This window comes from Pseudomonas sp. B22(2017), from assembly GCF_002113105.1.
GTDB lineage: Bacteria > Pseudomonadota > Gammaproteobacteria > Pseudomonadales > Pseudomonadaceae > Aquipseudomonas > Aquipseudomonas asiatica.
The window spans coordinates 679,794-700,959 of sequence record NZ_NEJN01000001.1 but is presented as its reverse complement, the minus strand read 5'-3'; the positions used below and the strand labels follow the sequence as shown (position 1 = coordinate 700,959).

Annotated in this window: 20 protein-coding genes, 1 pseudogene and 1 riboswitch; of the genes and pseudogenes, 8 read left to right on the top strand and 13 right to left on the bottom strand. The window is 63.7% G+C overall.

Features of this window, described 5'->3' with window-relative positions; genetic code table 11:
- Window positions 1–60 precede the first annotated feature (60 nt).
- Together CAG18_RS03435 and gspG are read right to left on the bottom strand one after the other, a co-directional pair.
- A complete protein-coding gene (locus CAG18_RS03435) occupies window positions 61–1,251 on the bottom strand; it encodes a type II secretion system F family protein (protein ID WP_085720348.1) in 1,191 nt (396 codons plus the stop codon).
- Window positions 1,252–1,262: 11 nt separating this feature from the next.
- On the bottom strand, window positions 1,263–1,688 hold the full coding sequence (gspG, locus tag CAG18_RS03430; RefSeq protein ID WP_015270538.1) for a type II secretion system major pseudopilin GspG: 426 nt from the start codon (window positions 1,686–1,688) through the stop codon (window positions 1,263–1,265).
- Window positions 1,689–1,874: 186 nt separating this feature from the next.
- On the opposite strand from gspG, the gene CAG18_RS03425 reads away from it, so the two are divergent.
- The 4 genes from CAG18_RS03425 to CAG18_RS03410 all read left to right on the top strand — a co-directional run bounded on the left by CAG18_RS03425 (window position 1,875) and on the right by CAG18_RS03410 (window position 7,462).
- On the top strand, window positions 1,875–2,459 hold the full coding sequence (locus CAG18_RS03425; protein ID WP_015270537.1) for a lytic transglycosylase domain-containing protein: 585 nt from the start codon (window positions 1,875–1,877) through the stop codon (window positions 2,457–2,459).
- A 355-nt stretch (window positions 2,460–2,814) separates the two neighbouring features.
- Window positions 2,815–4,275, top strand: coding sequence for a sensor histidine kinase (locus CAG18_RS03420; RefSeq protein WP_085720346.1), 1,461 nt, complete (start codon window positions 2,815–2,817; stop codon window positions 4,273–4,275).
- Between the two features lie 297 nt (window positions 4,276–4,572).
- Window positions 4,573–6,066 carry a HAMP domain-containing sensor histidine kinase gene (locus CAG18_RS03415; protein ID WP_085720426.1) on the top strand — a complete coding sequence of 498 codons (1,494 nt, stop codon included), beginning with the start codon at window positions 4,573–4,575 and terminating at the stop codon, window positions 6,064–6,066.
- Window positions 6,035–7,462, top strand: a complete 1,428-nt coding sequence (locus CAG18_RS03410) for a sigma-54 dependent transcriptional regulator (protein WP_015270534.1) — start codon at window positions 6,035–6,037, stop codon at window positions 7,460–7,462. The genes CAG18_RS03415 and CAG18_RS03410 overlap by 32 nt, the downstream gene beginning before the upstream one ends.
- Window positions 7,463–7,681: 219 nt before the next feature.
- On the opposite strand, the gene CAG18_RS03405 is transcribed toward CAG18_RS03410, so the two are convergent.
- The 3 genes from CAG18_RS03405 to CAG18_RS03395 all read right to left on the bottom strand — a co-directional run bounded on the left by CAG18_RS03405 (window position 7,682) and on the right by CAG18_RS03395 (window position 10,063).
- Complete coding sequence (locus CAG18_RS03405; RefSeq protein ID WP_085720344.1) at window positions 7,682–7,975, bottom strand: hypothetical protein; 294 nt, start codon at window positions 7,973–7,975, stop codon at window positions 7,682–7,684.
- Between the two features lie 84 nt (window positions 7,976–8,059).
- Complete coding sequence (locus CAG18_RS03400) at window positions 8,060–9,412, bottom strand: GntP family permease (protein WP_015270532.1); 1,353 nt, start codon at window positions 9,410–9,412, stop codon at window positions 8,060–8,062.
- Between the two features lie 111 nt (window positions 9,413–9,523).
- Window positions 9,524–10,063, bottom strand: coding sequence for a gluconokinase (locus tag CAG18_RS03395; RefSeq protein ID WP_015270531.1), 540 nt, complete (start codon window positions 10,061–10,063; stop codon window positions 9,524–9,526).
- Window positions 10,064–10,269: 206 nt separating this feature from the next.
- Between CAG18_RS03395 and CAG18_RS03390 the strand changes: the two genes are divergently transcribed.
- The 3 genes and pseudogenes from CAG18_RS03390 to CAG18_RS27430 all read left to right on the top strand — a co-directional run bounded on the left by CAG18_RS03390 (window position 10,270) and on the right by CAG18_RS27430 (window position 12,745).
- Window positions 10,270–11,289 carry a LacI family DNA-binding transcriptional regulator gene (locus CAG18_RS03390; protein WP_085720342.1) on the top strand — a complete coding sequence of 340 codons (1,020 nt, stop codon included), beginning with the start codon at window positions 10,270–10,272 and terminating at the stop codon, window positions 11,287–11,289.
- A 100-nt stretch (window positions 11,290–11,389) separates the two neighbouring features.
- A pseudogene (locus tag CAG18_RS27435) lies at window positions 11,390–12,211 on the top strand (PAS domain-containing protein); the annotation flags it as partial.
- A 96-nt stretch (window positions 12,212–12,307) separates the two neighbouring features.
- Window positions 12,308–12,745, top strand: a complete 438-nt coding sequence (locus tag CAG18_RS27430; RefSeq protein WP_239688284.1) for a methyl-accepting chemotaxis protein — start codon at window positions 12,308–12,310, stop codon at window positions 12,743–12,745.
- Here the strand turns inward: CAG18_RS27430 and CAG18_RS03380 are convergent.
- The 8 genes from CAG18_RS03380 to CAG18_RS03345 form a co-directional block, all read right to left on the bottom strand.
- Window positions 12,720–15,992, bottom strand: a complete 3,273-nt coding sequence (locus tag CAG18_RS03380) for a transporter substrate-binding domain-containing protein (RefSeq protein ID WP_085720338.1) — start codon at window positions 15,990–15,992, stop codon at window positions 12,720–12,722. The genes CAG18_RS27430 and CAG18_RS03380 overlap by 26 nt on opposite strands.
- 13 nt (window positions 15,993–16,005) lie before the next feature.
- Window positions 16,006–16,620 (bottom strand): response regulator transcription factor, encoded by a 615-nt coding sequence (locus CAG18_RS03375; protein WP_015270527.1) that lies wholly within the window; start codon window positions 16,618–16,620, stop codon window positions 16,006–16,008.
- 219 nt (window positions 16,621–16,839) lie between these two features.
- Window positions 16,840–17,082: a DUF1272 domain-containing protein gene (locus CAG18_RS03370; protein WP_013972792.1), complete on the bottom strand. Its 243-nt coding sequence runs from the start codon at window positions 17,080–17,082 to the stop codon at window positions 16,840–16,842.
- 66 nt (window positions 17,083–17,148) lie between these two features.
- Entirely contained in the window at window positions 17,149–17,901 is a 753-nt protein-coding gene (gene cobM, locus CAG18_RS03365; protein ID WP_085720336.1) for a precorrin-4 C(11)-methyltransferase, read from the bottom strand.
- A 33-nt stretch (window positions 17,902–17,934) separates the two neighbouring features.
- Complete coding sequence (locus tag CAG18_RS03360) at window positions 17,935–18,321, bottom strand: cobalamin biosynthesis protein (RefSeq protein WP_085720334.1); 387 nt, start codon at window positions 18,319–18,321, stop codon at window positions 17,935–17,937.
- Entirely contained in the window at window positions 18,321–19,007 is a 687-nt protein-coding gene (locus CAG18_RS03355) for a CbtA family protein (protein WP_039613698.1), read from the bottom strand. Before CAG18_RS03355 ends, CAG18_RS03360 begins: the two co-directional genes overlap by 1 nt.
- Window positions 19,008–19,017: 10 nt before the next feature.
- The gene (locus CAG18_RS03350) at window positions 19,018–19,206 is read right to left on the bottom strand and encodes a CbtB domain-containing protein (protein ID WP_003258255.1); all 189 of its coding nucleotides are present in this window, start codon (window positions 19,204–19,206) and stop codon (window positions 19,018–19,020) included.
- Window positions 19,207–19,298: 92 nt separating this feature from the next.
- Window positions 19,299–19,522, bottom strand: a riboswitch (cobalamin riboswitch).
- 410 nt (window positions 19,523–19,932) lie between these two features.
- Complete coding sequence (locus tag CAG18_RS03345) at window positions 19,933–20,412, bottom strand: GNAT family N-acetyltransferase (RefSeq protein ID WP_003260330.1); 480 nt, start codon at window positions 20,410–20,412, stop codon at window positions 19,933–19,935.
- A gap of 133 nt (window positions 20,413–20,545) precedes the next feature.
- Here CAG18_RS03345 and CAG18_RS03340 point away from each other — a divergent pair, with 133 nt between their 5' ends.
- Window positions 20,546–21,166: a LysE family translocator gene (locus CAG18_RS03340; protein ID WP_015270522.1), complete on the top strand. Its 621-nt coding sequence runs from the start codon at window positions 20,546–20,548 to the stop codon at window positions 21,164–21,166.

Here is a 21,166-nt window from a genome sequence, read left to right as displayed (position 1 = left end):
CATTCATCGATTGCAGACATGGCCAGCTCGGTCGTGGGCTTTCATCCTGGGCCTGGGATTTCAGTGAATGCTCGAGGCCAGTTCGAAGATCGGCATGTACATCAGGATCACGATCAGGCCGATCAGCAGGCCGATGAAGGTCATCAGCAGCGGTTCGAACAGCTTGACGAACCATTCCACCCAGCGGCCGATTTCCTGGTCATGGAAGTCGGCGCAGCGCTCCAGCATCTCGCCCAGGTTGCCGGACTGCTCGCCGGCGCGCAGCAGGCGCAACGATACCGGCGTCACCAGTTGCCCGGCCTCCAACGCGTCGGACAGGGGCAACCCTTCGGCGACCCGCTGGCTGGCGTGCTCCAGGCCCTCGGCCGCCGCGCTGCCGAGCAGGCCGCGGGCCATGCCCATGGCGGTGAGGATGGGGATACCGCCTTGCAGCAGGATGCCCAATGAGCGATAGAAGCGCGCCAGTTCGTACATCATCAGGCGTTGGTGAAGTGCCGGCAGGCGCCGCAGCTGGCAGGCTGCCCAGCGCCGTACCCATGGCTGGCGGCGCAGCAGCCACAGCGTAGTGGCCGCACCGAGGGCGCCCAATGCCAGCGGTAGTTGCTGGGCATGCAGGAACAGCCCGATCTGCATCAGCAGCCGAGACAGCCAGGGCAACTCGGTGCCCATGCCCTCGAACACCTGGCTGAAACGCGGCACCACGTAGCCAAGCAGGAACAGCACCACGCCACCGCCCACCAGCAATAGCAGCATCGGGTAGACCGAGGCACCCACCAGCTTTTGCCGGACCAGGTCCAGGCGCTGGCGGTAGCTTATGTAGCGGGCGAGGGCGTCGCCGAGCGCGCCGGTACGCTCGCTGGACTGCACCAGCGCCACGTATAGCGGCGGGAACACCCGTGGCTGCTGGCCCAGGGCTTGGGACAGCGAGCGGCCTTCGTACAGTTGGCGGACCAGTTCGGCGAGCACTTTGCGCGCTGCGGCTGCGGGGGCCTTTTCCGCCAGGCTTTCCAGCGCGTCGATCAGCGGCAGGCCGGCGTTGAGCAGGGTCGAGAGTTCCTGGCTGAACAGCACCAGGTCAAAGCTTGCTTCGCGGCGCCAGGCCATGCCGCGCAAGGCGCCGCCGTGGCCACGCAGGCTGAGCACGCGCAAGCCCTGGTCCTCGACCTGGCGGCGGGCCTGGTCGGCGTCCTCGGCGTCGATCTGCAACTGCACCACACCCTGCCTGCCCAGGGCCTTGAGGCTGTAGCGCATGGCCGTTCTCCCTACTGCCAACTGGTGATTTCGGCGTTTTCCCCGTCGCCACCGGGCTGGCCGTCCTTGCCCATCGACAGCAGGTCGTACTCGCCGCCGTTCTCGCCGGGTTGCCGGTAGATGTATGCGCGGCCCCACGGGTCTTGCGGCACGGCCTTCTGCAGGTACGGGCCGGTCCAGCGCGCTTCGCCATTGGGGGCGACCACCAGGGCCTGCAGGCCCTGCTCACTGCTGGGGTAGTGGCCGACTTCCAGGCGGTACAGGTCCAGGGCCTTGCTCAGCCCCTCTATCTGCGCCCGCGCCACCTTGGCTTCGGAGCGGCCGAGCTGGCTGAAGTACTTGGGCGCGACGATACCGGCCAACAGGCCGAGCACCACCAGCACCACCAAAAGTTCGAGCAGGGTGAAGCCACGTTGAGGGTTGGATCTGCGCTGCATGGTGAAGCCCTCCGCTGCATGGGGACAAGCTTTTGCAGGCTCCATGCAACAGCCGTGCACGCCTGCGCTGGCGCCTTGCACCATGCGGCACGCGAAGCGGCACAGTGCTTGCGTCGTGGTCATCGACCCCGGGTTTTCCGGGGTATATCCCCCAACATCGGGGGAGACCACGAAGAGGCGACCGACATGCGTGGACTCATTCTCGGTTTGATCTGGCTGGTGGCAGGTGCTGCCCAGGCCGATGTGTACATTTCCATCGACGCCAAAGGCAGCTACATACTGACCAACGTCCATCGACCCGGGCGCCTCTATGAAACGGTGATCAGCGAGCCTAAGGCCCAGGCCGGCCCGGCCAACGCGCAGCTCATCACCGGCCGCCCCTACGCCAAGCTGGTCGCCGCCGCGGCGCGCACCCACGACGTACCCCCGGCGTTGCTGCATGCGGTGATCAAGGCCGAGTCCGGTTACAACCCCAAGGCGCGTTCGCCAGCGGGCGCGGTGGGGCTGATGCAATTGATGCCGGATACTGCCCGCGAGATGGGCGTGGAAAACCGCCTGGACCCGGAAGACAACGTGCAGGGAGGGGCCCGCTACCTCAAGCGCATGCTCAATTTGTTCGACAATGACATCACCCTGGCCGTGGCGGCGTACAACGCCGGCCCCGAAGCAGTGTTGCGCCGTGGTGCGGTACCGCCGTTCGCCGAGACCCGACGCTATGTGCCCAACGTGCTGCGGGAGTACCGCCGCTTGCAGGGGTTGACGGGTGAGTAGCCTTTGCAACTTTCATTGTGGGAGATTGCCCATCCCTTTTGGGCTGCGCTGTAGCGCAGAGAACAAATATCGCTCGTCTGACGCGTCCTTTGTAGGAGCAGCCTTGTGCTGCGAAGAGGCCGGTACAAGCAATAGACAGGCTTTGTCAGTACCGGCCTCTTCGCAGCACAAGGCTGCTCCTACAGAACCTCGCCGAACCAATGAGTCATGTATTGTTCTATGAGAGCCGGCATCTGCAGGCGCCCCTCGGCAAGGACAGAAACAATACCCTTCGGCGGATGCCACCAAGCTGACCCGATGGTTTCCCCAACTCTGGGCTATAACCTTCTGAAGGTGCCCAGTTGTGGAGTCCGCCATGGACATAGCCCCTTGTTCCGACGTTATTGAAGGACCCGCCGGTAACGAACTGGCCACCCGACGCAAGCCGTTCAATCTGCTGCGCTGGTACGCCTGGGTCAGCCTGGCCATCATCCTCTCGGTAGCGGTCGGGCTGGGGTTGATTTCCAGCCGCTTCATCGTCGACGAGAGCATCGAGCGCGATGCCTTGCTCACCGCGCAGTTCATCACCTCCATCGCCGATGCCGAAGTGCGCCATGTGTCGATCCCTAATGTGCGCACCATGGGTGAACTGCTTGACCCGCGCATCGACCGCGCCAACCTGCTCGATGTCGACCCGGACGCCCGGCGCAGGGCGCGTGGCGAGTTCCTGGACCACATTGCGCACCTGCCCGACATGCTGCTGGCCAACATCTATGCCCCGGACCGTACGGTGATCTGGTCCAGCAACCCGGCCCTGGTCGGCAAGCTGATCGAAGGCGACGAGGACCTGGAGCAGGCTTTCGAGTACAAGATGCGAGTCTCGGCCAGTTACCACAACTTCGACCAGGCCCGCGTCGAGCAGAAGTTCGTCATCCCACCCGCGCAGTTGTTCATCGAAAACTATATTCCGCTGTTCGATGCCGATGGCGAGCAGGTCACGGCGATGGTCGAGATCTACAAGGAGCCCCATGACCTGATCGTGCGCATCGAGCATGGGCTGATCCTGATCTGGCTGGCGATCACCATCGGTGCCGCGCTGGTCTACGTAGGCCTGTACGGCATCATGCACCGCGCCGCGCGCCTGCTGGCGGTGCAGCAGAAGCGGCTGATCAGCAACGAAACCTACGTGGCGCTGGGCGAGGTGTCCTCGGCGGTGGCCCATAGCCTGCGCAACCCGCTGGCCAGCATCCGTTCCAGTGCCGAGTTGGCCCAGGCGTTCGACGATGGCCCGGCGCATCGCAACGTCAACGACATCATCAGCCAGGTCGACCGCATGTCGCAGTGGATCCGCCAGATGTTGCAGTCCTTGCGCCCGCTCAACGATGAGGCCGTGGCGGTGGATTTGCCGCTGGCATTGCAGGAAAGCCTGCAGACCTACGCAGTGCCGCTGGCGCGCGGCGGAGTGAGCCTTGACCTGCAACCGATACCGGCAGTGCAGGTGCTGGGGCATCCGGTGTTACTGCGGCAGATCTTCAGCAGCCTGATCGCCAACGCCCTGGAGTCGATGGAGCAGGGTGGGCGGTTGCGTGTCGAGGTGGTGCGTCATGACCGGCGTAACCTGACCCTGCGCCTGTCCGACAACGGCAAAGGCATGACCGAACAGCAGCAGCGCATGGCCTTCCGGCCTTTCTTCACCACCAAGCAGGGTGGGTTGGGTGTGGGCCTAGTGTTGGTGAAACGCATCATGGAACGCTTCGGGGGCAGTGTCCGCCTCAGCAGCAGTGAAGGCCATGGCACCCGGGTTTCGCTGAGTTTCCGGCTGGTCAAGGGCTCCTGACTTACATTAATAAATGCTCATATCTCATTGTTTATAAAGGGTTTGAAGTTTTTTGGGTGAAAACCCCCAAACGTGGGGGATAGACCTCCAAGTTAATTTAAGATGTGTATGCAAGCTATTGATAATCAAGGATAAATTCAATCGGCATGTTGGCTGGCTGGGTTCTTGCAATGTGACAGGCAGAGCGCAACACACGACAAATGGCGGCTGCGGCTGCACGGGTGGAGTGCTATCAATTGGCTACTATTTGTCGCCTTGATGCATTTCTGAATGGACGCCCTGGGCGGGAAGCACGCGATGCAGATGCTGGATAAAGAAGTTCCTGACAAGGCCAGTACTACCGCCAACGGTGTGGCCGTGCCATTGCGCGAATTCAACCTGCTGCGCTGGTTTTCGGTCATAAGCCTGCTGATCATCGCCTCGGTGGCGGGCGGGCTGGGTTATGTGTCGACGCGTTTCGTGGTGCGCGACAGCGTCGAGCGCGATGCCATGCTCACCGCCCAGTTCATCCAGGCCATGGCCCAGGCCGAAGTACGTCATTCGCAGTTGCCGCCGGGCACCACCATGGGCGAGTTGCTTGACCCGCGGCTGGACCAGCAGCACTTGCAGTTCACCCCGGAGCTGGCCGAATCGACCCGGGTCGAGTTCCTCGACCATGTAGAGCACCTGCCGGACACCTTGCTGGCCAACGTCTATGCCCGCGACCGCACCATTGTCTGGTCGACCAACCGGGAGCTGATCGGCAAGCGAATCGAGGCCGATGGTGACCTGGACCGCGCCTTCCGCTCGCGCAAGACGGTATCGGCCAGCTACCACCAGGCCGAGGATGACCGCGAAGAGCAGAAGTTCCAGCGTGAACCGCGCTTCCTGTTCATCGAGAACTACATCCCGCTGTTCGACAGCCAGGGCGAACAGGTGCTGGCCATGGTGGAAGTCTACAAGGAGCCGCAGGACCTGGTGTGGCGCATCCAGCGCGGTTATGTGCTGATCTGGGCTTCTACCCTGGTGGGCGGGGCGCTGGTCTACTTCGGCCTGTTCTGGATCGTGCGCCGCGCCGCGCAGCTGCTGCACCTGCAGCAGGACCGGCTGGTGGCCAGTGAAACCTATGTGGCCCTGGGCGAGATGTCTTCGGCCGTGGCGCATAGCTTGCGCAACCCGCTGGCCAACATTCGCTCCAGCGCCGAACTGGCTCAGGAAATCGCCAACCCCGCGTCGCAGAAGAACATCACCGACATCATCAGCCAGGTCGACCGCATGTCGCGCTGGGTGCGTGACCTGCTGGTGTCGCTGCGCCCGACCAGTGACGATGCCGAGGCCGTGGACCTGGTGACGGCCATCGAGGACACCCACCTGGCCTTCGCCCAGCAGATCGAACGCAACGGTGTGCACTTCTGCTACGAAGGCCCCCGGTCACAATGGGTGGCCAGCCAGCCGCTACAGCTCACGCAGATTCTCAACACCCTGTTCTCCAATGCCCTGGAAGCCATGCCTGAAGGTGGCATGCTGTGCGCCCAGGTCAATGTGCAGGATGGGCAGCGTGCAGAGTTCGTCCTTAGCGACACCGGCAAGGGCATGAGCCAACAGCAGGAGCGGATGGTGTTCAAGCCGTTCTACACCACCAAGCAGGGCGGCCTGGGTGTTGGCCTGGCCCTGGTCAAACGCATCATGGAGCGTTTTGGCGGCTCGGTCAGCCTGAGCAGCCGCGAAGAGGAAGGAACCCGCGTCAGCCTCACATTCAATATCGCAGCGGGAGGGGACCATGGAGCACAGCATCCTGGTAGTCGAGGATGATGAAATTCTCGCCGACAATATTCGCACCTACCTCGGCCTCAAGGGCTTCGAGGTCACCGTGTGCCACAGCGCGGAGCTGGCGCTGGAGCAGATAAAGCGGGGCCAGCCCGATGCGGTGCTGACCGACAACTCGCTGCCGGGCATGAGCGGGCACGACCTGCTGCGTACCTTGGTGGCGCAGGTGCCGGACCTGAAAGTGATCATGATGACCGGCTATGGCAACGTGGAAGATGCCGTGCAGGCAATGAAGGAGGGCGCCTTCCATTACCTGACCAAGCCCGTGGTGCTGGCCGAGCTCAAGCTGACCCTGGATAAGGCGCTGGCTGCCGAGCGCATGGAGCGCACGTTGTCGTTCTACCAGGAGCGCGAGGCGCAGAAGTCCGGGTTGCAGGCATTGATCGGTGAATCACCGGCGATGCTCACCCTCAAGCACACCCTGCGCCAAGTGCTGGATGCAGAACGGCGCATGGCCAGCGACGACCTGCCACCGGTGCTGATCGAAGGCGAGACCGGTACCGGCAAGGAGCTGGTGGCCCGCGCCCTGCATTTCGATGGTTCGCGCAGCAAGGGGCCGTTCATCGAGTTCAACTGCGCCTCGATCCCGGCCAACCTGCTGGAGGCCGAGCTGTTTGGCCACGAGAAGGGCGCCTTTACCGATGCCAAGGAGCGCAGGGTGGGCCTGGTGGAGGCTGCCGATGGGGGCACCTTGTTCCTCGACGAGATTGGCGAGATGGACCTGGTGCTCCAGGCCAAGCTGCTGAAGTTGCTGGAAGACCGCAGTATCCGCCGGATCGGCGCGGTGAAGGAGCGCAAGGTCGACCTGCGGGTGATCAGCGCTACCAACTGCAACCTGGAGCAGATGGTGCAGCAGGGCAAGTTCCGCCGCGACCTGTTCTTCCGCCTGCGTATCATTGCCCTGAAGGTGCCGCGCTTGTATGCCCGCGGGCAGGACGTGCTGCTGCTGGCGCGGCATTTCCTGGCCCATCATGGCCGGCGTTATGGCAAGCCGAACCTGCGTTTTTCCGCCGAGGCGGAAAGCCTGATGCTCGGTTACAGCTGGCCAGGCAACGTGCGCGAACTGCGCAACATGCTGGAGCAGACCGTGCTGCTGGCGCCGAACGAGGTGGTGCAGGCGCACCAGCTCAACCTGTGCATGACATTGATCGACGAGCCGCTGGTGCAGCAGGCGGCGCCTGCGGTGTTCGAAATGCCTCGGCACGAACCGGAGCCCGGCACCAGCCTGCCGGACATGGAACGTGACCTGGTATGCAAGACCCTGGACCGCACCGACTGGAACGTGACCAAGTCGGCGCGCATGCTTGGGCTGTCGCGGGACATGCTGCGGTACCGGATCGAGAAGCTGGGGCTGACCAGGCCGGACAAGCGGCAGTGGTGAACAAGGGGCTTGCGGGAGCGGTATTGCCTCGAGGTTGTCGCTGTACCTGTAGGAGCGGCCTTGTGTCGCGAAAGGGCTGCAAAGCAGCCCCAGCAATTTCAACTGTTGCGCATCAATCCTGGGGCCGCGTTGCGGCCCTTTCGCGACACAAGGCCGCTCCTACAGGGATTGCGGCAACTTTTGGAATTTGAGCAAGACAGTTGCATTCAGGGGCATTGATCAACGCTGATTATCGGCTGCTCCCTGCCGCCCGGTACCTTCCGAGCCACTGCCATCCATCCCTGGCAAATCCCGGTTGTCATTCTGTTCAGCAGGCGGGCTGTCCGGGTCGCTGCCCTTTATGCGTGGGTCTGTGTCCCGCGGCAAGGGCTTTTCGATCGGGTTGAGGGTGCTGTCCGCGCCCGGCTTGGGCGCCGGGTTGTGCGGGTCGTCGGGGTAGGTGGGGCCGGTGCCGGCAGCAATGGCCAACGGCGCGGCGAGCAGGGCAATCAGCAGGATGCTTGAGCGGGGCATGGCAGGCTCCTTTGCTTCTGGTAGGGCTGATACTTCTCTTCGGCCCTACCCGAAGCTTCAAGGTGCCATTACCCCGATCAACGGTTACACCACCAGCGACAGCAACATGATGAAGATGATGCCGACGATCGACAGGATGGTCTCCATCATGCTCCAGGTCTTGAAGGTTTCCGCCACGGTCATGTTGAAGTACTGCTTCACCAGCCAGAAGCCGGCGTCGTTGACGTGGGACAGAATCAACGAGCCAGCGCCGGTGGCCAGCACCAGCAGCTCACGGTTGACCCCCGGCACCAGGTCGATCACCGGTGCAACGATGCCCGCACCGGTGATGGTGGCGACCGTGGCGGAACCGGTGGCGATACGGATTACCGCTGCTACCAGCCAGGCCAGCATGATGGGCGAAATCTCCGCCTGTACGGCCATTTGCCCGATCACGTTGCCCACGCCGGTGTCTACCAGCATCTGCTTGAAGCCACCACCTGCACCCACGATCAGCACGATCGCCGCAGTCGGTGCCAGGCTCTGGTCGAGCATCTTCATGATCTGCTGGCGGTTGAAGCCACGGGCCGAGCCAAAGGTATAGAAGGCCAGCAGCAGGGCAGCGAGCAGGGCGGTGATGGGGTGGCCGATCAGGTCCATCCACTGGCGCACGATGTGCTCGGCAGGCAGCACCACGTCGGCGAAGGTCTTCAGCAGCATCAGCACCACCGGCAGCAGCACGGTGACCAGGGTGATGGTGAAGCTCGGCAGATTGCCCTGGTCGGACTCCTTGGCGATTTGGTCCATCAGCTCCTGGGACGGGGTGCCCGGGATGTAGCGGGAAATGAAATTACCGAACAGCGGGCCGGCGATGATGGCGGTAGGCAGCGCCACGATCAGGCCATAGAAAATGGTCTTGCCGATGTCGGCATGGAAGATGCCGATCGCCAGCAGCGGGCCCGGGTGCGGGGGCACCAGGCCGTGCACCACCGACAGGCCGGCCAGCAGCGGAATGCCGATCTTGATCAGCGATACGCCGGATCGCCGGGCAACGATGAACACCAGCGGGATCAGCAGCACGAAGCCGATCTCGAAGAACAGCGGGATACCCACCAGGAAGGCGGCGAACATCATCGCCCAGTGCACGTTCTTCTTGCCGAAGGCGCGGATGAGGGTTTGCGCGATCTGATCGGCCCCCCCGGAGTCGGCCATCAGCTTGCCAAGCATGGTGCCCAGGGCGAGCACGATGCCGACGAAGCCCAGAACACCGCCAAAACCGTCCTGGAACGATTTCATGACCTTGGCCACAGGCATGCCGGAGGTGAGGCCAAGGAAGCCGGCCGCGATGGTCAGTGCGACGAAGGGATGGACTTTGAAGTGGGTGATCAGCAGGATCAGCCCGACGATGGTAACCAGCGCGTCGAGCAGCAGGAAGGTATCAGTAGCCAGTCCGAACATGGTTTGAAGGCCTCGGTCTTATCGTTGTTTTGGCGTAGCTTTTTTGCAAATTTGCTTGCGCTTGAGGGGCAGGGTAGCGCTGTCTTGGGTGAGCCGGGAAAACCGCCAGGGTCAGGCGGTTTGTGCCAGGCCCGGCTCACTGCGGCCCTTTAGCCAGCTGTCGACCGCTTCGGCAAGCGCTTCGATGGGCTGGGTGGCGTCGAGCGCAAGGGTCAGGGGTTCGCCGTGTGGCGGCTCCAGGGCAGCGAATTGGCTATCGATGAGGCTCGCCGGCATGAAATGCCCGGGGCGGGCCAGCACGCGTTTCTCCGCCTCGGCGGGTGACAGCTCGAGGAACACGAACACCAGCCCGGGCATGGCGTCGCGCAGGGAGTCGCGATAGCGGCGCTTGAGGGCCGAACAGGTCAGGATCGGACGTTCCCCGGCCTGGGTCGTGGCTTGCAGCTCCTGACCAAGACGCACCAGCCAACCGGCACGGTCGCTGTCGTCCAGGGGGATGCCAGCGCTCATCTTGCGGATGTTTTCGGCAGGGTGGAAAGCGTCACCTTCGATCAGGCGGCCGCCGCTTCTGGCAGCGATGGCAGCGCCGATGCAGCTTTTGCCGCAACCGGCCACGCCCATCACCACGATGGCGGACAGGGGAGAATTCATCAGTACCTCCTGCGGGTGAGATAGCGCTGTCTCGTTGTCGACGAACAGCCACCTCCCCGGTGTTATTGGTCTTGTCCCTACGCAGTATGGACGCTTGGCGGCGGGCGCGCGTTGGCCGCTACCAAAGATTACATTGCCTGCGTCCTGAGACAGCGCTACCTTAGTGGCCGTTCCCTTTCCTTGCAAGTAGTAAAATTACAACATCCATGTCCCGCACCGGCTCCCGTACCACAGGTCGTCCCACCCTGGCAGAAGTTGCCAGGCTTTCCGGGGTTTCCCCGATTACCGCGTCGCGCGCCCTGCGCGGGGTCAGCACGGTTGCGCCGGAGCTGGTGGAAAAGGTCGTTGCTGCCGCGGCGAGCCTCGGTTATGTCGCCAACCCGGCGGCCCGTGCCCTGGCATCGGCGCGCAGCCAGTCGGTGGTGGTGTTGATCCCGTCGCTGTCCAACCAGCTGTTCATCGACACGCTGGAAGCCATTCATGAGGTCATGCGCCCGCGCGGGCTCGAGGTGCTGATCGGCAACTATCACTACGATCTTGCCGAAGAGGAGAACCTCATCCGCAACTACCTGGCCTATCAGCCCTGCGGCATGCTGCTGACCGGTTTCGAGCGCAGCGAGGCATCGCGGCAGATGCTGGCGGCCAGTGGCGTGCCCTGTGTGCACATGATGGAACTGAATGGCGAGGCCGGGGCATTGTCGGTCGGCTTCTCGCAGCAGCAGGCCGGGCGCGCCGCGGCCCGCCACCTGATCGAGCGCGGGCGCAAGCGCCTGGGGTTCATTGCCGCACAGCTGGACCCACGAGTGATGCAGCGTGCCGAAGGGTTCCGCCAGGCGTTGGCCGAGGCCGGCTTACAGGCGGCCGAGTTGGAAGTGCTGACGCCGGAGCCTTCTTCCATTGCCTTGGGCAGCGAGTTGTTCAGCCAACTGATGCGGCAGGCGCCGGATGTCGACGGTATCTTCTTCTGCAACGACGACCTGGCCCAGGGCGCGGTGCTGCAGGCATTGCGCCAAGGGGTGGAGGTGCCGCGGCAGGTGGCGATGGTCGGTTTCAACGACCTGCCGGCTTCGGCGCACATGGTGCCGCGGCTGACCTCGATTCGCACGCCTCGCGCCGCCGTGGGGCGCGGTGCTGCGCAGGCGCTGCTGGCGCTGCTCGATGGCAAGCGGGTGCCGAATGCGCAGCAGGACCTGGGCTTCGAGTTGATGGTGCGGGAGAGTTCCTGAGTTTGTCTTGAGTGGTGTGGTGGGTTCGAGACCGAGCGCCGCCCGCGCGGCGCTCGATCTCACAGGCGCCACAAAAGCCACGACCTACGCCAGGCGATCTATGCTCAGGACACCGCGCATACAGGAGCCCGGCGTCATGTTCGATTTCCACCGCAAGTCCGATCTGGTCGAAATCCAGCGCAGTCATCAGGCATTGGCCAGCTTGCAGGCCAAGCTGGCGGCGATCAGCCGCTCCATGGCAATGATCGAGTTCACCCCCGACGGCACGATCCTCGATGCCAATGAGCGCTTCTGCCAAGCCATGGGCTACAGCGCCGAGGAGTTGCGCGGCAAGCATCATCGGCTGTTCTGCGACCCTGGCTACGCGAAAAGCGCCGAATACCAGCAACTGTGGCGTGAACTGGGGCAGGGCAAGGCCATCAGCGGCACCTTCGAGCGCATCGACAAGGCCGGACGCGAAGTCTGGCTGGAAGCCAGCTACATGCCGGTACTGGACGAGCAGCGCCAGGTCACCAGCGTTATCAAGGTGGCATCCGACATCAGCCAGCGAGTGATGGAGGAGCACGAGAGCGAAAGCCTGCTCAAGGCCATCAGCCGCTCCATGGCGGTAATCGAATTCACCCCGCAAGGCCGGGTGATCAAGGCCAACCAGAACTTCCTCGACACCATGGGCTATCGCCTGGACGAGGTGGTCGGTCGCCATCACGGGCTGTTCTGCCTGGCGCACGAGCGCGAATCGGCCGAGTACCGCGAGTTCTGGGCATCGCTCAACCGCGGCGAGTACCACTCGCACCGTTTCGAGCGTGTCGACAAACATGGCCAGACGGTCTACCTGGAGGCCTCCTACAACCCGATCTTCGACAGCAAGGGCCGCTTGTACAAGGTGGTGAAGTTCGCCAGCGACATCACCCGCCAGGTCAGCACTCAGCAACGTGCGGCCGATGCTGCCCATGCCAGTTCGGTACAGACCGATGCCTGCGCGCGCAAGGGCACCGAGGTAGTACAGCAGGCGGTACAGGTGATCGAGCAGATTTCCCATGAACTCAACGACGCGGCACGCAGTATCGATGCGGTGAGCAAGCAGTCGGATGTGATCGGGCAGATAGTGCTGACCATCCGTGGCATTGCCGACCAGACCAACTTGTTGGCTTTGAACGCAGCCATCGAGGCGGCCCGCGCCGGCGAGCACGGGCGCGGTTTTGCCGTGGTGGCCGACGAGGTGCGCAGCCTGGCGGCGCGCACCAGCAAGGCTACCCTGGAAATCGTCGACGTGGTGCGGCAGAACCACGACCTGTCGCTGTTGGCCGTGGCCAGCATGCAGTCGAGCCTGAAGCGTACCGGCCATGGTGTGGCACTGGCCAACGAAGCCGGTACGGTGATCATGGAAATCCAGCAGGGTTCACGGCACGTGGTAAACGCTATCAGCCAGATCAGTTCGACGCTGCAATTGCACTGAGCACATCGCCCAGCTCGTCCAGCAGGGTCTCCAGGCTGGCCTGTAGTTGCAGGCGAAGGTCAATCGTCGGCAGGCCTTGGTCGTGGGCCTGCTCGATGGCTTCGCAATCCTTGACCAGCGTGCGTACCTTGAGCATCTTCGCCCCACCTTTGATCCGGTGAGCCAAGGCGCGCAAAGTTTCGCCGGGGGCCTCTGCTGGCAACGCCCGCAAGGTGGCCAGGTCTTCGCTGACGCTTTGTGACAACTGCTGCAGCAAGTTCCGCGTCAGTTGTTCGTCGTCCTGGGTCAGGTGGCGCAGTTCGCCAAGGTTGAACCCGCTGGTGCGCCGTGCTGTCGGCTGCTGCCGGGGGTGGGCGTGGGGCAGGTGGGTCTTGAGCGTACGCAGGCCGATGGGTTTGAACAGGCATTCGTCCATGCCGCTGGCCAGGCAGCGGGCACGCTCCTCGGCTTGGGCGTTGGCGGTGACGCCGAGAATGCGGCATGCCGCCAGGCCGCGTTCGCCCTCGAGGCTGCGGATGCGGCGGGTCAGTTCGTGGCCGTCCATGACCGGCATGCTGCAGTCGGTGATTACCAGGTCAAAGCGCGCAGCCTGCCAGCGTGCCAGCGCGATTTCCCCGTTTTCCGCCAGCGTGACCCGATGCCCCAGGGTATGCAGTTGCCGCTCCAGCAGCAGCAGGTTGGCGGGGTAGTCGTCGACCACCAGTATGTTCAAAGGGCCGCTGCTTGTTTCCAGCACAGGGTCGTGCTGGTCGGCCTGCACCGGTGCAGCGCAGGCGGGCAACTGCAGGCTGACCTGCACCTTGGTGCCAAGGCCTTCGACGCTCTGCAAGTTCAAGGTACCGCCCATCAACTCGGCCAGCGTGCGGCTGATGACCAGTCCCAGGCCGGCGCCCTGGCGTGCCCGGGGGCCGTCGGCCTGGACGAAGGTATTGAACAACCGGGCCTGGTCGGCAGGGCTGATGCCGATGCCGGTGTCTCGCACACTCAGCTCTACTGCCAGGCTGTCAGTGTCGGTGGGCGAGGGCAGTAGCAGGCTGGCCTGGACTTCACCGCTGTCGGTGAACTTGATGGCGTTGCTGATAAGGTTGGACAAGACCTGCTTGAGGCGCAGCGGATCAGCCAGCACCCACACCGGCGCAGCGGGCAGTTCGCTGTGCAGGTGCAGGCCTTTGGCCCTTGCATTGCCTTCGAATACCCGCACGGTGGCGCGTACCAGTTCTACCAGGTTGGTGGGCACTGGCTGCAGGGTGACATGGCCGGATTCGATACGGGAAATGTCGAGAATATCGCCGATCAGCTCAAGCAGGCCAATGGCCGAATCGTGGGCGGTCTGCAGGGTCTGGGTGTCGCAGCGGCCGCCGCGGCTGTCTTCCAGGGCCAACTCCAGCAGGCCGATCACGGCATTCATCGGGGTACGGATTTCATGGCTCATGGTGGCCAGGAAGGTGCTTTTGGTCTGGCTGGCCTGTTCGGCGTCGTCCTTGGCCTGGCGCAGCTGTTCAAGCAGGCCGCGGCTAAGCGCCAGTTGCGCCTGCAGGGCATGCTGGGCCTCGGTGCGCTGGTTGATCAGCTTGCGCAGGTAGCTGTTCCAGAACACCACCCCGGCCAGCAGCAAGGCCGACAGCACCAGCACTTGCAAGGCCAGCGTGCGGTAGTCGCGCCAAGGGCTGTCACTGACCAGGGTGGTGGTGCGCCAGCGGTTGATCAGCTGGTCCAGCTCTTCGGGTGGAATGCTCAGCAGCGCCTTGTCGAGGATTGCCTGCAGCTGTGGCTGGTCCGCGGCCACGGCGAAGGCGGCGATGGCCGGGTCATCGTCGAGCACGCTGGCAATGCGCAGGCGGTCCTTGAACACATGGCTGATGTAGTAGGCGGCATTGATATGGCTGCTCAGGGCGACGTCGGCGGCACCGTTGGCCACGGCCTCCATCAGGCCGAGCGGGTTGTCCACCTCGACCATCCTGGCCTGCGGATAGCGTTGTTGCAGCACGGCCCGTTGCGGCGAACCGCGTACCAGGGCGATGCGCATGCCATCCAGCGCCATGGCCTGCGGCGGTGATGCATTGTCGCCACGGGTGACCAGCACCCGTGGGCTGACCAGGTAGGGACGGGTATAACGCAGTTGCTTCGAACGGTCTGTGCTGTAACCCAATGCGCCGATCATCTGCGCATCCCCGCGCGCCAGGCGCTCGATCATTGCTTGCGCCGACGGGCTTTCGACCGGCTTGAAATGCAGCCCCGTGCGCAGCGAGATCTGCTTGAGCAGCTCGAGGGTGATGCCGCTGGGGCGGTGCTTGGTGTCGTTGAAGGTCAGTGGCGCCAGCGAAGTGTTGACCAGCACGCTGACGTTGGGGTTGGCAGCTATCCAGGCTTCTTCTTCGGCGGTCAGGGCGGTGAGGTGGCGCTGCAGCAGCAGGCTGGTGTTGCCACTGCTCCAGCGGCGCAGGATATTCAGGCGTTCGCTTTCGCTGATACGCGCCAGCGCCTTGTTGACCAACTGTTGCAGGCGCGAGTTGTCACTGGCCATGGCAAAGGCAAACGCGCCAGGGGCAACCTGACAGAAGTGGTCGATCTTCAGTGTGCCCTGGTAACTCTTGCCAATCGCGAAGTCGGTACTGATGGCATCGCCCAGGTAGGCGTCGGCCTCGCCCAGTTCGACGGCGGCCAACCCGGCCAGGGTCGAGCGATACAGGCTCAATTGCGCCTTGGGGTACAGGCGGCGGACGCTGCTGGCCGGCAGGTAATGATCGACCATGGCCAGGCGCAGGCCGGCGAGGTCGGGGGTGTTCTTCAGGCTGCGCCCCTCGCGTGTGACGATGACTGGCAGATCGTCGGCGTAGCTTGAACTGAGGCTGAGCTGGGCATCCGCTGCCTCGAAGGCGTTGGAGCTGCCCAGCAGGTCGATACGGCCGTCGCGCAGCGCAGCGATGGCTTCGTGGCGGCTGTCGAAGCGTCGTACTTCGATGGTTGTACCCAGCTGTTCTGCGATGATGCCAGCGTAATCGGCGCTGAGGCCTTCGTAGTCGTGCTGGCTGACATTGATCTCCAGCGGTGGGTAGTCGGGGCGCGAACTGCCAAGTACCAGGTGCTGGCGTCGCTGTAGCCAATGCCGCTCTTCGCTGGACAGCGCAAGCGGGGCCGCGGCGCTGACCGAGCGTGCCAGCAACTGGCGAGGTTCGCTGTTTGCCAGCAGCGCGCCGGAACCGGCCAGGCCGATGACCAGTAGGGCGCTTGCCAGCAGGCGCTTCATTGTCATCGAGCGCTCAGTAGACGCTGTTGCGCTTGGCCAGGTCGACCATTTCAACCAGTGATTCGGTCTTGAGCTTTTCCATGATGCGGCCCCGGTAGGTGCTTATGGTCTTGGCGCTGAGGTTCATGCAGGTGCCGATATTCTTGTTGTTCTCGCCGCGCGCCAGGCGCCGCAGCACCTCCATTTCCCGGTTGGACAGGCTGGACAGGCGCACTGGCTCGCTTTCCAGCGAGTTGCTGTTGACCGACATCTGCGGGAAGGTCGAGTAGCCCTTGACCAGCGCTTTCAGGGCAAACAGCAACGCCTCGTGGTCTTCTTCCTTGGTGACAAAAGCGCCGATGCCAGCATCCAGGCAGCGCCGCACATACAGGTCGGTGGCCTGGCCGGTCAGCACCATGATCTTGGGCGCCGGCTCCAGGCATTGCAGGCGCTTTATCACTTCCATGCCATCCAGGCCGGGCAGGCCGATGTCGAGAATTACCACATCCGGTCGCAGGTCGCGGGCCACCTGCGCCACCTCGCTGCCATTGCCGACCTCGCCGACAACACGGAAGCGCTCGCGTTCGAGCAACATGCGCAAGGACAGCCGGACGATGGGGTGGTCGTCGACGATCAGCACGGTAGTCATGAAGAAAACTCCTGTCAGGATGTGGTCCGCTTCCTGGATCACTCAGGAATACGTCTGCAAGTGGGGTTATCGGAAGCGCTGCACGATACGACCATTCCCGAAATTTGGTAATGCCGAGTATAGAAGTGTTGAAAGTCCACGTGCTTGTTGTTGAAAAGTCCTACAAAAAGTGGGAAAGACATCACCCTGGCAAAGCGGCGATGCCTGTTTTTGTAGTCGTCATGCGCAGGCGGAGTGTGATTTGCTCACGCGCTGGGTTGAGGCGGGGTTGTTGGCCAGTGCCTGGCCGACCCGTGTCGGGCGTGCCACCAACTGGCCGGTGCAGTTCGGGCAGCGGCCCTGGAAACGGGTTTCGGCGCAGGTGCGGCAGAAGGTGCATTCGAAGGAGCAGATCAGCGCATCGGGGCTGTCACCCGGCAGATCGGTATCGCAGCACTCGCAGTTTGGGCGTAGGTCCAGCATGGGCATGACTCCTGTTTGCAGGCGGGAAACCGGAGTCTGCTACGCCTGCGGCGAACCTGGCAATGCTCAGTCGCCAGGGCGATACAGGTGGGCGTGCCCGGCGCGATACAAGGCCGATTCGGCAAACGGTGTGTCGCCCAGCACATGGCCCACAAGGATCAGCGCCGTGCGCCGGAAATCCTTGGCCGCGACGCGTTCCACGATATCGCCGAGGGTACCGCGCACCCAGTCCTGGTCCGGCCAGGTGGCACGATGCACCACCGCCACCGGGCAGTGCGTGCCGTAGTGCGGCAGCAGTTCTTCGACGATACGCGACAGGTGCTTGACCCCCAGGTGAATCGCCAGGGTGCTGCCATGGCGCGCCAGGTCGCCCAGCTGCTCGCCGGGCGGCATCGGCGAGCTGTCACCATAGCGTGTGAGGATAACGGTCTGCGCTACCTGGGGCAGGGTCAGTTCGCAGCCGAGCAGGGCGGCGCTAGCCGCCGTGGCGGTGACCCCGGGGATGATCTGGTAATCGATGCCCAGCGCTTGCAGATGGCGGATCTGCTCGCCGATGGCGCCGTACAGGCTGGGGTCGCCACTGTGTACCCGAGCCACATCCTGGCCTTGCTCATGCGCACTGCGCATGGCGGCGATGATCTGATCCAGGTGCAGTTCGGCACTGTTGATCACGGTCTCGGCCTGGTGGCCCTCGAGCACGGCGGCCGGCACCAGCGAGCCGGCATAGATGATCACCGGGCACTGGCGGATCAGCCGTTGGCCCTTGACCGTGATCAGTTCCGGGTCGCCGGGGCCGGCGCCGATGAAGTAGACCGTCATGGTAAGTCCTTGCAGGAAAGAGGGGTGAAACGCTCAACAGGCCAGGGCCAGGGTAGCCGGGCCCAGTACCTGGCGTGTCAGCAGCAACCTGGCGGTGCCAACCCGCTGGCTGGCCAGGGCCAGTGCCGCACTCTCCGCCACGCCCCAGCAGCCACAGTGGGCATGGGCAGCGGCGGAGCGGTGGCTGAGCTGGAGTGCGTAGGGTTGCAACTGCGCGGTATCGTACAACACCAAAGGCAGGCCGAGGCGTTCGGCCAGTTGCTGCAAGCCGGGCTCGTCGGCCTTCAGGCTGATGCTGGCGATGCCTTGCAGGTCGACCAACGCCAGGCCCTGGGTGGCCAGGGCCTGGCGCAGCAAGATTTCCAGCGTATCCGCCGGGCAACCCCGACGACAGCCGAAGCCGGCGTAGAAGGCAGGCATCAGGCCTGGCTGGAGCGCCGGAACAGCCAGGCGCTGAGCAGGCCCAGGGCCAGCCAGAATGCGGCGTTGGTCAGCCAGGAGGCCACTTTGAACTGGGTTTCCAAGGCGGCGGGGGCCAGGCTCTCGTGCACCTCGGGTTGCGGCGCACCGATCACATGGGGAATGACCAGCAGCACAGCGCCCAGCGCCTTCAGCAACCAGTGGCGAGCGAACACCAGCAGGGCCAGGCCCAGCGCGGTGGCACTGGCGGTGCCGATCCACCAGGCCTGGCGTTGCCCCAGGTCGGCTGCGGCAGTACCTGGCAGTTCCGGCGGCAGGCCCAGGGTCGGGGCCAGGCAGAACACGGCGAAGCCGGCCAGGCCCCAGAGTGCGCCGGTGCCGGCTCGCTTGGGTTCACGCAGGCTGTACAGGGCGGTGAGAATCAGGGCGAAGCCGACCGCGACCACCAGGTTGCCGCCGGTGGTGGACAGCACTCGCTGCCATCCGTCTTCAGGTGCCCAGGCCTCGGCGCTGTGTTCATGCGCTGCCACTTCGCCGGCATGCTCGTGCTCGGCGACGGGGGCCGAGGATTCGTAGGTTTCTGCCTCGAGAATCAGCGGGGCGACCCAGAAGCTCTGCAGCAAGGTCAGCAGCAAGGCCGCCAGCAACCCGCTGAAGCCCGCGGTGCGGGCAATGCGTGTGATCATCGGGTTGTACTCAGTGGCAGGGGAATGCGGCGCTGTGGCGGGTGTCGTGGGCGGCGTTGTGCACGGCCTCGATGTGCGAAAAGCCGGCGAAGTACACCAGGCACAGGCCCAGCAGGCTGGCGCCGATGGCGATGACGACACGCTGGCTGAGGGTGACGGGGGTGGTAATGCTGTGTTGCTTGGCGCTGGTGACGGGCATGACGCGTTCCTCTGCTTTTTGTGGGCAACGGGCAAGCGCGGCAGCCCCGAGCGTGGCAGCCCAGGGGAATGCAACAGCGCCCGCCCACCGCGGGGTGTTCATGAGCGCCAGGCCGGTCTCCGGGCTTGCGAGGAGGAACCAGGCTCCTGGAAAGCGTCACCTTCCCATGCCGGGGATCAGGCACAGTGGTACAGACGCTTCGCTCGCTTACCGTTGCGGGGGCAGCACCGGCCTTGTCCGGCCCTGCTGGAGGGCCTGTGACGCACCGGTTTCCCGTTTCACCCCCATCGGGGGCACCTGAACGCGAGGCATTAGGAGACCATGGGGCGGGGCTGGCGTCAATTGCCCTGATGGTAGGGCTTTGGTTTTGCAGTGCCTGGGAGATCGAGCGCCGCCCGCGCGGCGCTTCGCGGCACAAGGCCGCTCCTACATCTGTTTCGGGCCAGTTACTCCTGTGAGTTCACCTCTGTCCGTCTTGTTTGTTCCATTCGATATCGAGGGGCGCACGACTGCTCCTCATCAATCTTCAGCCAAGCACCAAGGCTGCAACCCACCTGGCACAGGAGTAATTGGCCGGAAACAGATGTAGGAGCGGCCTTGTGCCGCGAAGCGCCGCGCGGGCGGCGCTCGATCTCACAGGCGCTGAAAAGCTCAAGGCATGCGCACTCAAGCCCTCATGTAAGCCGGTTCGGCCTGTAGTGGTCTATGCCGTGAGCATCCACCCGGTCAGCCCCGGGCAAACGCCGCCAGCTTCTCGCCATCCAGCCGGTAGCGCACCCACTCATCCTGCGCTTCGGCCCCCAGCTTCTGATAGAAGCCGATAGCCGGCTCGTTCCAGTCCAGTACGCTCCATTCCAGCCGTCCGCAATTCTTCGCCACCGCCTCGCGGGCGATATGCCGCAGCAATTGCCGCCCGGCACCGTCGCCGCGCTGCTCGGGCGTTATGTACAGGTCTTCCAGGTAGATGCCGTTGCGCCCGAGCCAGGTCGAGTAGCTGTAGAAATACACGGCAAAGCCGATTGCCCGGCCATCGCGCTCGCACATCAGGCTATGCACGGTGCTGCCCTCGCCAAACAGGCTGTGCTCGATATCGGCAACGCTCGCGATCACCTCGTGGCGGGCGCGTTCGTACTCTGCCAGCTCGGTGATGAAGGCAAGTATCTGCTCGGCGTCGGCGCGAACGGCAGGACGGATGGTGAGGCTCATGGGACGGCTTCCTTGATCTGATGGTAACGGTACAGAGATGTGTATCTATACAATTTCGTTAAACTGTGCCGGTCGCAGAGGAGGGCGACTCCGTTAGTGTGACAGCACCCATAAAAAAAGTGGATTGCCTGCGATGCTTGCCTCTGCCGACCTGCTGACCGCCTTCGTGCTGTTCGCCTTCGTGTCTTCCATCACTCCTGGCCCCAACAACACCATGCTGCTTGCCTCCGGGGTGAATTTCGGTGTGCGTCGCTCGATCCCCCACGCCCTGGGCATCAGTGTCGGTTTCATGGTGATGGTGCTGGCTGTCGGCCTTGGCCTGGGCGAGGTGTTCAAAGCCTGGCCGGCGCTGTATACGGTATTGCGTTACACCGGTGCCGCCTACCTGCTGTACCTGGCCTGGAAGATCGCCACCTCCGGGCCGGTCGGCACAGCTTCGTCCAGTGCCCGCAAACCGCTGGGCTTCTGGGGAGCGGCGGCATTCCAGTGGGTCAACCCCAAGGCCTGGGTGATGGCAGTCGGGGCAATCACCACCTACACGCCGGCGCAGGGCTATGTGACCAACGTCATTGTCATTGCTGCCTTGTTCGCCCTGGTCAACCTGCCGAGCGTCGGGGTGTGGGTGATGTTCGGCAGCGCCCTGCGCAACTTGTTGCAGAACCCGCGCTGGCTGATGCTGTTCAATGTCCTGATGGCCTTGTTGCTGGTGATTTCACTGTACCCGCTGCTGTTTGTAGAATCAGCGTTTTCCTGA

Bases quoted from the DNA above. Each gene is read 5' to 3' on its own strand.
- CAG18_RS03435 (WP_085720348.1), bottom strand. From the start codon at position 1,251: ATGCGCTACAGCCTCAAGGCCCTGGGCAGGCAGGGTGTGGTGCAGTTG.
- gspG (WP_015270538.1), bottom strand. From the start codon at position 1,688: ATGCAGCGCAGATCCAACCCTCAACGTGGCTTCACCCTGCTCGAACTT.
- CAG18_RS03425 (WP_015270537.1), top strand. From the start codon at position 1,875: ATGCGTGGACTCATTCTCGGTTTGATCTGGCTGGTGGCAGGTGCTGCC.
- CAG18_RS03420 (WP_085720346.1), top strand. From the start codon at position 2,815: ATGGACATAGCCCCTTGTTCCGACGTTATTGAAGGACCCGCCGGTAAC.
- CAG18_RS03415 (WP_085720426.1), top strand. From the start codon at position 4,573: ATGCAGATGCTGGATAAAGAAGTTCCTGACAAGGCCAGTACTACCGCC.
- CAG18_RS03410 (WP_015270534.1), top strand. From the start codon at position 6,035: ATGGAGCACAGCATCCTGGTAGTCGAGGATGATGAAATTCTCGCCGAC.
- CAG18_RS03405 (WP_085720344.1), bottom strand. From the start codon at position 7,975: ATGCCCCGCTCAAGCATCCTGCTGATTGCCCTGCTCGCCGCGCCGTTG.
- CAG18_RS03400 (WP_015270532.1), bottom strand. From the start codon at position 9,412: ATGTTCGGACTGGCTACTGATACCTTCCTGCTGCTCGACGCGCTGGTT.
- CAG18_RS03395 (WP_015270531.1), bottom strand. From the start codon at position 10,063: ATGAATTCTCCCCTGTCCGCCATCGTGGTGATGGGCGTGGCCGGTTGC.
- CAG18_RS03390 (WP_085720342.1), top strand. From the start codon at position 10,270: ATGTCCCGCACCGGCTCCCGTACCACAGGTCGTCCCACCCTGGCAGAA.
- CAG18_RS03380 (WP_085720338.1), bottom strand. From the start codon at position 15,992: ATGAAGCGCCTGCTGGCAAGCGCCCTACTGGTCATCGGCCTGGCCGGT.
- CAG18_RS03375 (WP_015270527.1), bottom strand. From the start codon at position 16,620: ATGACTACCGTGCTGATCGTCGACGACCACCCCATCGTCCGGCTGTCC.
- CAG18_RS03370 (WP_013972792.1), bottom strand. From the start codon at position 17,082: ATGCTGGACCTACGCCCAAACTGCGAGTGCTGCGATACCGATCTGCCG.
- cobM (WP_085720336.1), bottom strand. From the start codon at position 17,901: ATGACGGTCTACTTCATCGGCGCCGGCCCCGGCGACCCGGAACTGATC.
- CAG18_RS03360 (WP_085720334.1), bottom strand. From the start codon at position 18,321: ATGCCTGCCTTCTACGCCGGCTTCGGCTGTCGTCGGGGTTGCCCGGCG.
- CAG18_RS03355 (WP_039613698.1), bottom strand. From the start codon at position 19,007: ATGATCACACGCATTGCCCGCACCGCGGGCTTCAGCGGGTTGCTGGCG.
- CAG18_RS03350 (WP_003258255.1), bottom strand. From the start codon at position 19,206: ATGCCCGTCACCAGCGCCAAGCAACACAGCATTACCACCCCCGTCACC.
- CAG18_RS03345 (WP_003260330.1), bottom strand. From the start codon at position 20,412: ATGAGCCTCACCATCCGTCCTGCCGTTCGCGCCGACGCCGAGCAGATA.
- CAG18_RS03340 (WP_015270522.1), top strand. From the start codon at position 20,546: ATGCTTGCCTCTGCCGACCTGCTGACCGCCTTCGTGCTGTTCGCCTTC.